We start from the raw sequence: 13,057 nt of genomic DNA on the forward strand, positions 1-13,057 counted from the left end.
AAGAAATGAATTTATCAATGAAGTATATCATCCTGTATGTATCGGACAGCCAGCGCTCGATTCATTTTTATCAGCATATTTTGGGGCTGCCGATCCGCGCGGAACACGACACATATGTGGAGTTTGATACCGGCTCCACCATTTTGGCGCTCAATACACGAGAAAGTGTCAAGGAAATGACGCCGTTAGCTATACCGGAAACACCCGTTTCTTCACAAACATTTGAAATCGGGTTTGTCACTGAAAGTGTAGAAGCGGTCATCAAAAAAGTAAGAGAACACGGCGTAACCATTATCGGGGAGCCTAAAGTGAAGCCATGGGGACAGACGGTCGCTTATATCGCCGATCCTGACGGACATTATATTGAAATTTGCAGTCCGATGGAATAAAGCACAAAGCCCAAAACAGAAATTGTTTTGGGCTTTCTTATGATGTTAGCGATCCAGCGGCTTCTAATAGTAAATCAGCAAGGTGAACAGCTCGCACCCTGCCGTTTAATCCTTCTCGTTCAATGCCGAGCTTCATCTGCAAAAGACATCCTGGATTGGCGGTTACAATGACCGCTGCTTCGGTTGCTTTGACAGCAGCCATTTTACTGTCCAGTATTTTCATTGACATGTCTGCTTCAACAATATTGTAAATTCCCGCTGATCCGCAGCAGCTGTCCGCTTTATCCATTTCTCTGAATTCAGCTCCCTTGATGCTTTGAAGAAGCTTTCGGGGCTCCGAAGATGTATGCATTACATTTCTCAAGTGGCATGAATCTTGATAGGTAATCAGCTTAGGTGTTTCAAGCTGCAAGTCTTTTTGGTGAAAATCAAGCTCAATCAAAACGGATGAAAAATCTTTTAGCTTCTGCACAAAAGAAACAGCCCGCTCCGACCACTCGGGATCATCCTTCAGCAAATGGCCGTATTCAGTGAGAAAGGCTCCGCATCCGCCCGCGTTTGTAATGACAGCATCTGCGTCTAGCGCTTCAAACGCGGCGATGTTTTGTTTCGCAAGCTCTTTTCCCGCATTTTTTTCGCCGCTGTGTCCATGCAGTGCGCCGCAGCATGCCTGTTCAGGCGGGATGATAATTTCACAGCCTGCCAGCTGCAGCAGTTTCAGCGTGGCATTGTTTGTCGGCAAAAACATCGTATCCATTAAACAGCCTGAAAAAAAAGCAACCCTTTTTTTAGCTGGGCCGACCGCCGGCAATAAACGCGGCCGATGCTTCATTTCTTCATGCTTAGGCACATCCGGAAGAACGGCTTCCATCGTGCGCAAATGCTCAGGCAGAATGCGGAGCATACCGGTTTTTCGCACAGCCGTCTGCAGCCCTGACCGCTGGTACAACCCAATGAGACTCACAGCCGAACGCATGCGGTTTTGATGCGGAAAGAGCTCCTGAAAAGCCGCTTTTCTCATAACACGCGCGCTGAGCGAGTGCTTTTTATTTTGGTGGATAATATCTCTTGCTTCCTCCAGCAGCTGTCCGTATTTAACGCCTGATGGGCATACCGGTTCACACGCGCGGCAGCCGAGGCAAAGAGACAGTGAACGCTCGACATCTTCATCCGGTTCAATCACACCGTCGGCGACTGCTTTCATTAAGGCGATTCGCCCGCGCGGCGAGTGAGATTCCTGAAAACCGGATTCGATATAGGTCGGGCAAGAAGGCAGACAGAAACCGCAGCGCATACAATTCAAAAGTTCGCTTTCATCCATACGCTTTTTAAACTCATGTTGGATCTGTTTCATTTCTTTTTCTGTTGTCATCTTTTCGTCACCACACGTTTTCTGGCATCTTTCGCAAACACTTTGCCCGGGTTTAAGATATTTTTGGGATCAAATGCCGCTTTCATTGCTTTCATCGCGGCGATGCCTTCTTTTTTCAGCTTCATTTCCAAGTAAGGCGCTTTCATGGCCCCGACTCCGTGCTCCCCGGTAATTGTGCCGCCAAGCTCAATCGCTTTTTCAAAAATCTCGGCAAAAGCCTGTTCGACTCGCACCATTTCATCCTTATTTCTTATATCTGTCGTGCATGTCGGGTGAAGGTTTCCATCCCCGGCATGGCCAAAGGTGCAGATCGAAATATCGTATTTTGCGGCAATGTCATTAATGGCTTTTACCATATTCGCGATTTCTGACCGCGGTACAGTCGCATCCTCCAAAATGGTGGTCGGCTTTAAGCGGGCAAGTGCAGAAAGCGCTGAACGCCGGGCTTCAGTGAGGGCGAATGCTTCCTCATCTGTTTGCGCAGTTTGAACGGAGACGGCAGCGCCTTTTTTGCAAATTGCCTCAATTTTTTCCATGTCACGAGCCACGGTCTCAGCTGTCCCGTCCTGTTCGATCAAAAGAACCGCTTTCGCATTTGTCGGAAGGCCGATCTTGGCATAATCCTCAATCACCAAAAGGGTAGGCTGATCGAGAAATTCAAGCGTAGCCGGTATAATTTTTTCGGCAATAATGGCTGACACTGTTTGAGCAGCGGCATCAATATTTTCATAAAGGGCGAGCAGCGTCTTCTTTGTTTCTGGCTTCGGCACGAGTTTGAGAATCGCTTCTGTCACAATGCCGAGTGTCCCTTCTGAGCCGACAAAAAGGCGCGTGAGATCATACCCGGCTACATCCTTTGCAAGTTTTCCACCAGTGCGGATCATATCTCCGTTTGCCAAAACAACCTCCAGCCCGATGACGTAGTCACGGGTGACGCCGTATTTTAAGCCGCGGAGACCGCCGGAATTTTCGTTGATGTTTCCTCCGATGGTTGATATTTTCATAGAACTCGGATCAGGCGGATAGAACAACCCCTTGCTTTCAACCGAACGGATTATATCCAAGGTAATAACGCCAGGCTGGACTGTGGCCGTCAAATTCTCTTCATCAATCTCAAGAATCTGATTCATATGCTTAAAGAGAAGAACAAGCCCGCCTTCAGTAGGGCACGTGCCCCCGCACAGGTTTGTCCCCGATCCTCTCGGAACAATCGGCACACGGTGTGCACTGCAAATGTTTAATATACGTGATACTTCATGTGTATCTCTCGGCGCAATCACTGCATCCGGCATAGACTGAAACTGCGGTGTCGCGTCATATGAATACACGAGACGGCCGGCTTTCGAGTCATCGTAGTTTTCCGGTCCGACGATTTGGATCAGCTGTTCTTTTACGTCTTTGGTGATCATGTTCACCCATCCCCCTGTCAAAAAACGCTTTCAATCTATTGTAAAAGAAAAAAAGCAGAGCTTTCCATGTAGGGACATACAAAAAATGAAACTGAAACTCTCTCTATTTTGTATCTTGATCTAAAAAATAGAGTGCAACGTACATCGTGACAATGTCCTCTGTACGCTGAAAACTTAAACCCGTCAGCTGTTCAGCCTTTGACAATCGATAGCGGAGCGTATTGATATGAATATGCATCTCTTCAGCCGTTTTTTTCAGGGACAAATCGTGATGAAAGAGAGTTCGTATCGTATTTATAAGCTCTTCGTTTCGGAGCGCTTCCTGAAACACTCTTTGCGGAAATTCATGTCGTGTACCCGGGCTGATCTCAGTCAGGCACATGTCAAGCTTCAGGTCTTCCTCGCATACGGCGGTTTTGCGTTTAAGGCTGACGGCCAGCGCTTTTTCTGCCTGTTCGTATGACTGCGGCAGGCCGGAGCCGGTGACAGCCCTCCCAACGCCGGCAGCTGCGCGGCTGTTTCCGAGGCGTTCAGCCAATGAACAAATAAGCTGAATGTGCCGCAAAAGCTGCTCCTTTTGTTCATGTTTCGGCACTTCGTGATTAATCAGAATACGTTCATTTCCCCATCTGATGAATAGATCGGATGGAAACACTGATTTCCAGGCGCGTGTCATTTGATCCATATCGCCGGGAGACCGTTCGTGCCCTTGAATGAGGATCATCTGGCGGAGGGAGGTAAGGTCAACGCCAAGAAGCTGCGCTTTTTCGAGAAAACCCGGAGACCATTCTTTTAATTGCAGCCAGTCGATCATAAAGGATTCCAGCATTCTCTCGCGCCACTGGGTCTGCTCCAAATGCCACGATTCTTTAATGAACAGCTCTGTCATTTTCCTGAGCAGCTCCCCGTACGGCTGAATCTCACCAGGTTCTCCCGTCAGCCCGAACACGGCGATGACATCACGCTCAGAAAATACGGGGAGGTTTAACCCCGCCTTTACCCCTTTGAGTCTCTTTTCATCTTCTTTTGTAATGATCACATTGCGTTTCTCTTTCGCGCAGATAAGCGCTCCTTCATGAAATAGCCCGACTCGCTCATCATTTGTGCTTGCGATAATGAGGCCGTCTGTGCTGACAATAATGACTTCACGTTCGTACATTTTTTTCACTTCGGCAATGATTTTTTTCGCTAACAGCGGTTGTAAAAACATGGCGGCGATCCCCCTCATGTTTTTATTATATAAGAAAAAAACCGGGCGCTGTCACCCGGTTTTGATGTGCTATTGGGCAGGTTTTAATCCGCCTTCCAGCGTCTTTAACATTTCTTGTTTCTCACTCTCAGATGCGTGCTGCCAAATGACTTCAAACAAAACGCCGAGTCCCGGAAGCATTTTTTCTTCACCGCTTTGAATCGCGTCCACAATTGTGTGCTCAAGCTGCTCCTGATCATTGCCGGTTACATTGGCAATGACGGCATGACGTAAATTAAGATCCATATGAAGCGCTCCTTTTTTTCTAAAATGTAATACGTATATTCTAACCCTGCACCCGGTTTATTATGTGCTGTTCTTGCGATATAATAACATCATGTTAAAAAAAGGAGAGCCACACAGACAGTGAAACAAATAGAATCGGCAAAAAACCAAAAAGTGAAGGATTGGAAAAAACTTCACACAAAAAAAGAACGAACAAAAACGAATACCTATTTGATTGAAGGAGAACATCTTGTTGAAGAAGCCTTGAAGAGCCCGGGCGCGGTGAAAGAAATTCTTGTCAAGGATGAAGCGGACATCCCGCCGAATCTTGATATGGGCATCCAGTGCTACGTGCTGAGCGAAGACGCGTTTTCAGCTGTTACAGAAACGGAAACACCGCAGCGGATCGCCGCTGTTTGCCATATGCCGGAAGAACATCTCGCGCCGCCTAAACGTGTGCTGCTGATTGACGCTGTTCAAGATCCAGGCAATCTCGGCACGATGATTCGCACGGCGGACGCAGCCGGTTTGGATGCGGTTGTGCTTGGTGACGGCACGGCGGACGCGTTTAACGGAAAAACGCTGCGATCCGCGCAAGGCTCCCATTTTCATATTCCTGTTGTGAGAAGAAATTTACAATCATACGTGGATGAATTAAAAGCAGAGGGCGTAAAAGTGTACGGCACAGCACTGCGAAACGGGGCGCCTTACCAGGACATCTCACCCTCCGGTTCATTTGCTTTAATCGTCGGCAATGAAGGGGCAGGGGTGGATGCCGGATTGCTGGAAAAAACAGATTTGAACCTGTACGTCCCGCTGTATGGGCAGGCTGAATCACTGAACGTTGCAATTGCGGCGGCTATTCTGGTGTACCACTTGCGAGGATAGTGTTGCGCCGAGCGGAGTATTTCACTATAATAGAACATAATATTTGAAAAACCGTGACAGAGGATCTCGATTTCTGATTAACTGCCTTCCAGGGAGAAAATGCCGCAGACTGAGAGCATTTTTAATGCAGCCGGAAATTGGTTTCACCTCTCGAGTTGTCACCGGGACCGCGCACCTTGCGCGTAAAGGTGAACCGGAATCTGATTCCGTTATGTCAATGAAGCTGACGACAGCATCAGTCTGTCTGAAATAAGGGTGGTACCGCGGCCACAACTCGTCCCTTGTCCTATAAGGGGCGGGTTTTTTTGTTTTCCAAAGACATATAACGGTTTGTTTACATAAAAGGAGGATGCAAAATGGAAGAAAAGCTAAAACAGCTGGAACAAGAAGCTTTAGATCAAGTAGAAGCGGCAAGCTCATTGAAGGTTGTCAATGATATTCGGGTTCAATATCTCGGAAAAAAAGGGCCGATCACAGAAGTGCTGCGCGGAATGGGCAAGCTTTCTGCGGAGGAGCGCCCGAAAATGGGCGCTCTTGCCAATGAGGTAAGAGAACGAATCGCCAATGCGATTGCAGCTAAAAACGAAAAGCTTGAGGAAGAAGAAATGAAACAGAAGCTTGCGGGACAGACAATTGACGTCACACTCCCGGGTAATCCTGTCGCAATCGGCGGACGCCATCCGCTCACTGTTGTCATTGAAGAAATTGAAGATCTATTTATCGGCATGGGTTATACCGTTGAAGAAGGCCCTGAGGTCGAGACGGACTACTACAACTTCGAAGCGCTTAACCTGCCGAAAGAACACCCTGCCCGCGATATGCAGGACAGCTTTTACATCACAGAGGAAATGCTGATGAGAACGCAAACCTCTCCTGTTCAGACGCGGACGATGGAAAAGCACAAAGGCAAAGGGCCTGTTAAAATCATTTGTCCTGGAAAAGTATACCGCCGCGATAATGATGACGCGACGCACTCTCACCAATTTATGCAGATTGAAGGGCTTGTTGTTGATAAAAACATCAGCATGAGTGATTTAAAAGGAACCCTTGAACTGGTTGCGAAAAAAATGTTCGGGCAAGACCGCGAAATCAGACTTCGCCCAAGCTTCTTCCCGTTTACGGAGCCTTCAGTGGAAGTAGACGTAACGTGCTTTAAGTGCGGAGGAAACGGCTGCTCTGTGTGTAAAGGAACAGGCTGGATTGAAATCCTCGGCGCCGGCATGATTCACCCGAATGTGCTGGAAATGGCCGGCTTTGATCCGAAGGAGTATCAGGGCTTTGCGTTCGGAATGGGTGTTGAGCGCATCGCGATGCTGAAATACGGCATCGATGATATCCGCCACTTCTACACAAACGATGTCAGATTTATTTCGCAGTTTAAACAGGCGTAAGAGGAGGATGCTAGAATGTTTGTTTCTTATAAATGGTTAGAGGATTATGTTGATTTAAAAGGCATTGATCCGGCTGTTCTTGCTGAGAAAATAACAAGAGCCGGTATTGAAGTTGAAGGAATTGAGTATAAAGGAGAAGGCATTAAAGGCGTTGTCATCGGCCATGTGCTGGAGCGCGAACAGCATCCAAACGCCGATAAGCTGAATAAGTGCCTTGTGGATATCGGAGCTGAGGCACCCGTACAAATCATTTGCGGCGCGCCAAACGTGGATAAAGGCCAAAAAGTTGCAGTCGCTACAGTCGGAGCGGTGCTGCCGGGCAATTTTAAAATCAAAAAAGCCAAGCTTCGCGGTGAAGAATCAAACGGCATGATTTGTTCTTTACAAGAGCTCGGTATTGAGAGCAAGCTTGTGGCGAAGGAATATGCGGAAGGCATTTTCGTTTTCCCAAATGAGGTTGAAGCAGGAAGTGATGCGTTAGCTGCTTTACAGCTTGACGATGCTGTCTTAGAGCTCGGTTTAACACCGAACCGCGCCGATGCGATGAACATGCTTGGTGTTGCTTATGAGGTTGCAGCGATTTTAGACACAGAGGTAAAGCTTCCGCAAACGGATTACCCAGCCGCTTCAGAACAAGCGTCAGACTACATTTCTGTCAAAGTTGAAGACCAGGAAGCAAATCCGCTGTATGCGGCAAAAATCATTAAAAACGTAAAAATTGCTCCGTCACCGCTTTGGATGCAGACGAAACTGATGAACGCAGGCATTCGCCCGCACAACAACGTCGTGGATATTACAAACTTTGTTTTATTGGAGTATGGACAGCCGCTCCACGCGTTTGATTATGACAGATTCGGCTCTAAGGAAGTCGTAGTCAGAAAAGCTGTTGAAAATGAAACAATCTTAACACTTGACGATCAAGAACGAAAACTGTCTGCAGATCACCTTGTCATTACAAACGGGTCGAAAGCACAAGCCGTTGCTGGTGTTATGGGAGGAGCAGAATCAGAAGTCCGGGAAGACACAACAACGATTTTGCTTGAAGCTGCGTTCTTCAACGGGCAGACGGTTCGCAAGGCTTCAAAAGATCTTGGTTTGAGAAGTGAATCGAGTGCAAGATTCGAAAAAGGCATTGATCCTGCGCGTGTGCGTCTTGCGGCAGAACGCGCGGCACAGCTGATCCACCTGTATGCCGGCGGTGAAGTGCTTGCTGGAACGGTTGAGGAAGATCACCTGACAATCGAAGCGAATAACATTCATGTTTCTGCTGACAAAGTGAGCAACGTCCTTGGCATGACGATCAGCAAAGAAGAACTGATCAGCATTTATAAGCGTCTTGGCTTTGCTGTCGGAGAAGCAAATGACTTGCTCGTTGTGACTGTTCCGTCACGCCGCGGTGACATTCGCATCGAAGAGGATTTAATTGAAGAAGCAGCAAGGTTGTATGGCTACGACAACATTCCGTCCACACTTCCTGAAACAGCGGGAACAACAGGCGGATTGACGCCTTACCAGGCAAAACGCCGTAAAGTCAGACGTTTCCTTGAAGGAGCCGGCTTATCACAAGCGATTACCTACTCATTAACAAACGAGAAAAAAGCGGCGGCATTTGCGATTGAAAAATCGTTTAACACTGTCCTTGCGCTTCCGATGAGTGAAGAAAGAAGCATTCTCAGACACAGCCTTGTTCCGAATCTGCTTGAGTCCGTTTCTTACAACCTGGCAAGACAAACTGATTCGGTCGCATTGTACGAAGTCGGTTCCGTTTTCCTGACGAAGGAAGAGGATACAAAACCTGTTGAAACGGAGCGCGTGGCAGGTGCGGTAACCGGTTTATGGCGCAAGCATCTTTGGCAAGGCGAGAAAAAACCGGTCGATTTCTTTGTCGCAAAAGGAATTGTTGAAGGGCTGTTAGATAAACTGAACGTCCTGGACAGCATTGAATTTGTGCAATCAGAAAGAAAACAGCTGCACCCGGGCAGAACTGCGAACATTCTTTTAAACGGTTCTCTTATCGGCTTTATTGGCCAAGTCCATCCTTCACTGGAAAAAGAACTGGATATTAAAGAAACGTACGTGTTCGAACTTGATCTTCACACGCTGCTTACAGCAGACACGGCTCCGCTCGTGTACACGGCGATTCCGAAATATCCGTCTGTGACACGTGATATCGCGCTTGTGACAGATCAATCAGTGACAAGCGGCCAGCTCGAGAGCGTCATCAAAGAGGCCGGCGGCAAGCTTCTGAAAGAAGTAACCGTCTTTGACGTTTACGAAGGCGAGCATATGGAGGAAGGCAAAAAGTCAGTCGCTTTCTCACTCCAATATGTAAATCCGGAGCAAACGCTGACTGAAGAAGAAGTGGCAAAAGCGCACGACAAAGTGCTGAAAGCGTTAGAAAACACTTATCAGGCCGTATTGAGAGGCTAATAAAAAAGCTTGCAGATATTCTCTGCAAGCTTTTTTCTATGAACGTTTTTTATCCGCCAGGCGCTGCGCTTTCTGCGTATTGGCAAAATGGAGTTTTGTAAAGGTTCGGAGAGCGGGTGCTCCTTTTTTGATGATCAGTTTGGCGGCCGCTTCATCTACATGAGGGCCGGCCCCTTTCGGCAATGTCATTCCCGCCTCGCGCGAAAGTTTATCCATTTCCATTAAAAAGGAATATCTCGCAATAATCGATGCAGCAGCCACTGACAGGTGAATGCCTTCGGCTTTTGTGCTGAAATAGGTGCGCTCCTGCACAATGTCTCTTCCCTTTAAATGGTTGTAGTAGACGCCGGGCTCGGCGAATTGGTCGATCAGAATCGCCTCAGGCTTTACTCCGTCCATTTTTCGTAAAAGATGGGTTATGGCCTGATTATGCAAGAGAGCTTTCATTTTTCCCTGACTCATGCCTCGTTCCTGCATGCTGTTGTACTTTTCGTTTTTTAAAACGAGCAGGCTGTACGGAATGGTTTTGATCAGGCTTCGGGCGATCTCAATGATTTGCGGATCCTTTAGGTGTTTAGAATCCTTCACACCGAGTTCCTTCATTAAAAGAAGCTTTGTTTTGTCAACGTATGCGCACACAACCGTCATTGGGCCAAAGTAATCTCCGGTTCCGACCTCGTCAGAGCCGATGACAGACATGCCTGCGATGTCTGTTGGAGGGGCGTAGCGTGAATCAGCCGGCTTTTTTGCCGTTTTCTTCTTTTCCTGCGGCTCAGCAGTTCCCCAGCGGGCAGATTCTGCCTCTGCGTTTTTGCCCTGAAACAATACCTTCCCTGACTTATAAGCTGTAATGGTACAGCCTGCCGGTTTTGCCTGGAAAATGGCACCCTGCGGCACAGATGCAGTAAGTGAACTGTTATACGCTGTTTTCATTTGGTCAATAGCAGACATTGGTACTTTTATCACAGAATGGGACACGTAATAATCTCCTTTTTTTACACGATTCGCTGTATCTACCAGTGTATCATAACAGCGGGAGGCTCGTCTTTCCATTCATTTAATAAACGTGTTATGATAGGAACTAGGATTCTCACGGAATGGAGGAGAAACGTTGTCTGACGGCAAAAAAACGAAAACAACCGTTGACATTTACGGCCAGCATTTCACTATGATCGGTGAAGAAAGCAGAGCCCATATGAGATATGTGGCCGGAATTGTTGATGATAAAATGAGAGAAATCAATCAAAAAAATCCATATCTTGATATAAATAAACTTGCAGTGCTGACAGCGGTAAATGTGGTGCACGACTATGTGAAATTAAAAGAGCAATATGAAAAACTGGAGCGTCAGCTTAAAGAAAAGGATTGAACAACTATGCTAGATATCATCATCTTAATCTTGCTCCTGATGGGGACTTTACTGGGATTAAAACGCGGTTTTATCCTCCAGTTTATCCGCTTGACGAGCTTTATTCTTTCGATCGCGTTTGCGTCTTTATTCTATAAAAATGTCGCACCGCATTTGAAGTGGATTCCCGCGCCCGATTTTTCAGCGGGACAGCCGGCGTTTTCTTTTTTCTCGGGAAATCTGGAAGCAGCCTACTATAATGCGATTGCGTTTGTCGTTCTATTTATGATCGCTAAAATCTTACTGAGAATCATCGGCTCATTCCTAAGTATTGTAGCGGGCATTCCTGTGATTAAACAAATCAACCAAATGCTCGGCGCCGTTCTTGGTTTTCTGGAAGTCTATTTATTTACATTTGTGCTGCTGTATGTTGCTTCCGTACTTCCGATAGACGGCTTACAGCAAATGATGGGGCAATCGTCTCTCGCAAATGTCATGATCAACCATACACCGTATTTATCAGGGCTTTTACAGGAGCTTTGGACGCAATACGGAGGATAAAAAACTTCTCTTGTCCGGAGAAGTTTTTTTCAAGTATGATGGAAACATATGTGAACGTCTGGGGGTTATTGTATGCATAAAAAAGATATTATCCGGCTTCTTGAAACCATTGCAGTCTACATGGAACTCAAAGGGGACAACCCGTTTAAAGTATCCGCCTTCCGAAAAGCAGCGGCAGCCCTGGAACAGGATGACCGCAGTTTATCAGAAATGGACGATATGATGTCGCTGTCCGGCATTGGAAAAGGAACGTACAGCGTCATTAAAGAGTATATAGATGAAGGAAAGTCAAGCACGCTCGAATCGCTGCAAAAAGAAGTGCCGGAAGGACTCGTGCCTTTATTGAAGCTGCCGGGCCTCGGCGGCAAAAAAATCGCAAAACTGTATAAAGAGCTTGGCGTACATGATGCAGAATCACTGAAAGAAGCCTGCGAACAGCAGAAAGTCCAAGGGCTTGCGGGATTCGGCAAGAAATCAGAAGAAAAAATATTACAGGCGCTCGGAGAAGCCGGAAAACAGCCTGAACGTTTTCCGATCGGCTATGCGCTCCGGGTCGCGCGGGAAATTGAAGAGCATCTTTCTCAATTGACAGACATCATCAAATATTCCCGTGCCGGAAGTCTCCGCAGAGCACGCGAAACCGTCAAAGATCTGGATTATATTATTGCGACGGATCATCCCGCTGAAGTAAGAGAGCAGCTGCTTGCGCTGCCAAACATCAAAAGCGTCATTGCCAGCGGGGACACGAAGGTATCGGTCATTCTTTCCTTTGAATATGAAACTAGTGTCGATTTCCGTCTCGTGACGGAAGAACAATTCCCGACAACTCTTCATCATTTTACGGGATCGAAGGACCACAATATCAAAATGCGGCAAATTGCAAAAGAACGCGGTGAACGGATCAGTGAGTACGGCGTCGAGACGGTTGAAACAGGAGAAATCAAAACCTTCCCGAGCGAACGGGAATTTTACGCACACTTCGGCTTGCCGCTGATCCCGCCGGAACTCCGTGAAAGCGGGCAAGAGGTGGAAACTTACAGCGACAGCATTGAACTCATAGAACACGATCAAATCAAAGGCGACCTTCACATGCACTCCACATGGAGCGATGGCGCCTTTTCGATCAGGGAAATGGCTGAAGCATGTATGGAAAAAGGCTATCAGTACATGGCCATCACTGATCACTCGCAATATTTAAAGGTCGCCAACGGGCTGACTGCTGAAAGGCTCAAGCAGCAGGCGAAAGAAATTGACGCGCTGAATGCTGAGTTTGAGCACTTCCGTATTTTTAAAGGCGTTGAGATGGATATTCTTCCTGACGGCACACTTGATTATGATGACGATGTGCTGGCGGAAATGGATCTGGTCATTGCATCCATCCATTCAAACTTTAATCAGCCGGAGCACGTCATTATGAAGCGGCTTGAGGCGGCACTGACCAACAAGCATGTTGACATTATCGCCCATCCGACCGGACGCCTCATCGGCAGACGTGCCGGTTACGAAATCGATATCGACAAACTGATTGAGCTCGCGAAGAAAACAAATACGGCGCTTGAACTCAACTCTAACCCTGCGCGTCTCGATCTGCGGACAGAGCATTTAATCAAAGCAAATGAACAAGGGGTTACATTGGTCATTAATACCGATGCCCATAACATCGAGATGTTAAACGATATGAAAACCGGCGTCACTGCCGCGCGCAAAGGCTGGACGGAAACGAAAAACGTCCTGAATGCCCGGTCGCTTGAAGACGTACAGGCATTCCTGAAGCGCAACGATTAAGTAAGGAGGC

At 47.3% G+C, this 13,057-nt stretch carries 13 protein-coding genes; 7 read left to right on the forward strand and 6 right to left on the reverse strand.

The window, feature by feature from the left end:
- The first annotated feature begins 5 nt into the window (after positions 1 to 5).
- Positions 6 to 389 (forward strand): VOC family protein, encoded by a 384-nt coding sequence (locus tag M1D69_RS06850; protein ID WP_458104181.1) that lies wholly within the window; start codon positions 6 to 8, stop codon positions 387 to 389.
- A gap of 37 nt (positions 390 to 426) precedes the next feature.
- Here the strand turns inward: M1D69_RS06850 and M1D69_RS06855 are convergent, their stop codons facing one another.
- The 4 genes from M1D69_RS06855 to sspI form a co-directional block, all read right to left on the reverse strand.
- Positions 427 to 1,761 carry a (Fe-S)-binding protein gene (locus tag M1D69_RS06855; RefSeq protein ID WP_458104180.1) on the reverse strand — a complete coding sequence of 445 codons (1,335 nt, stop codon included), beginning with the start codon at positions 1,759 to 1,761 and terminating at the stop codon, positions 427 to 429.
- Positions 1,758 to 3,170, reverse strand: a complete 1,413-nt coding sequence (glcD, locus tag M1D69_RS06860) for a glycolate oxidase subunit GlcD (RefSeq protein ID WP_458104179.1) — start codon at positions 3,168 to 3,170, stop codon at positions 1,758 to 1,760. The genes M1D69_RS06855 and glcD overlap by 4 nt, the downstream gene beginning before the upstream one ends.
- A gap of 103 nt (positions 3,171 to 3,273) precedes the next feature.
- Positions 3,274 to 4,380: a CdaR family transcriptional regulator gene (locus tag M1D69_RS06865; RefSeq protein WP_458104178.1), complete on the reverse strand. Its 1,107-nt coding sequence runs from the start codon at positions 4,378 to 4,380 to the stop codon at positions 3,274 to 3,276.
- Between the two features lie 69 nt (positions 4,381 to 4,449).
- Positions 4,450 to 4,665: a small acid-soluble spore protein SspI gene (gene sspI, locus M1D69_RS06870; protein ID WP_010335228.1), complete on the reverse strand. Its 216-nt coding sequence runs from the start codon at positions 4,663 to 4,665 to the stop codon at positions 4,450 to 4,452.
- 120 nt (positions 4,666 to 4,785) lie between these two features.
- Between sspI and M1D69_RS06875 the strand changes: the two genes are divergently transcribed.
- Positions 4,786 to 5,532 carry a TrmH family RNA methyltransferase gene (locus tag M1D69_RS06875; protein ID WP_458104177.1) on the forward strand — a complete coding sequence of 249 codons (747 nt, stop codon included), beginning with the start codon at positions 4,786 to 4,788 and terminating at the stop codon, positions 5,530 to 5,532.
- A gap of 24 nt (positions 5,533 to 5,556) precedes the next feature.
- Here M1D69_RS06875 and M1D69_RS06880 read toward each other — a convergent pair whose 3' ends face one another.
- A complete protein-coding gene (locus M1D69_RS06880) occupies positions 5,557 to 5,805 on the reverse strand; it encodes a hypothetical protein (protein ID WP_105953452.1) in 249 nt (82 codons plus the stop codon).
- A gap of 83 nt (positions 5,806 to 5,888) precedes the next feature.
- Here M1D69_RS06880 and pheS point away from each other — a divergent pair, with 83 nt between their 5' ends.
- Positions 5,889 to 6,923 carry a phenylalanine--tRNA ligase subunit alpha gene (pheS, locus tag M1D69_RS06885; RefSeq protein ID WP_439024441.1) on the forward strand — a complete coding sequence of 345 codons (1,035 nt, stop codon included), beginning with the start codon at positions 5,889 to 5,891 and terminating at the stop codon, positions 6,921 to 6,923.
- 15 nt (positions 6,924 to 6,938) lie between these two features.
- Positions 6,939 to 9,353, forward strand: coding sequence for a phenylalanine--tRNA ligase subunit beta (gene pheT, locus M1D69_RS06890; protein ID WP_458104176.1), 2,415 nt, complete (start codon positions 6,939 to 6,941; stop codon positions 9,351 to 9,353).
- Positions 9,354 to 9,389: 36 nt separating this feature from the next.
- Here pheT and rnhC read toward each other — a convergent pair whose 3' ends face one another.
- Positions 9,390 to 10,331 (reverse strand): ribonuclease HIII, encoded by a 942-nt coding sequence (rnhC, locus tag M1D69_RS06895; RefSeq protein WP_458104175.1) that lies wholly within the window; start codon positions 10,329 to 10,331, stop codon positions 9,390 to 9,392.
- Between the two features lie 133 nt (positions 10,332 to 10,464).
- On the opposite strand from rnhC, the gene zapA reads away from it, so the two are divergent.
- From zapA to polX, 3 genes are all read left to right on the forward strand, one after another.
- Positions 10,465 to 10,722 carry a cell division protein ZapA gene (gene zapA, locus M1D69_RS06900; RefSeq protein WP_024122410.1) on the forward strand — a complete coding sequence of 86 codons (258 nt, stop codon included), beginning with the start codon at positions 10,465 to 10,467 and terminating at the stop codon, positions 10,720 to 10,722.
- Between the two features lie 6 nt (positions 10,723 to 10,728).
- Positions 10,729 to 11,262: a CvpA family protein gene (locus tag M1D69_RS06905; protein ID WP_458104174.1), complete on the forward strand. Its 534-nt coding sequence runs from the start codon at positions 10,729 to 10,731 to the stop codon at positions 11,260 to 11,262.
- A gap of 72 nt (positions 11,263 to 11,334) precedes the next feature.
- Complete coding sequence (gene polX / locus M1D69_RS06910; RefSeq protein WP_458104173.1) at positions 11,335 to 13,047, forward strand: DNA polymerase/3'-5' exonuclease PolX; 1,713 nt, start codon at positions 11,335 to 11,337, stop codon at positions 13,045 to 13,047.
- Positions 13,048 to 13,057 lie beyond the last annotated feature (10 nt).

The organism is Bacillus sp. PK3-037, assembly GCF_054161355.1.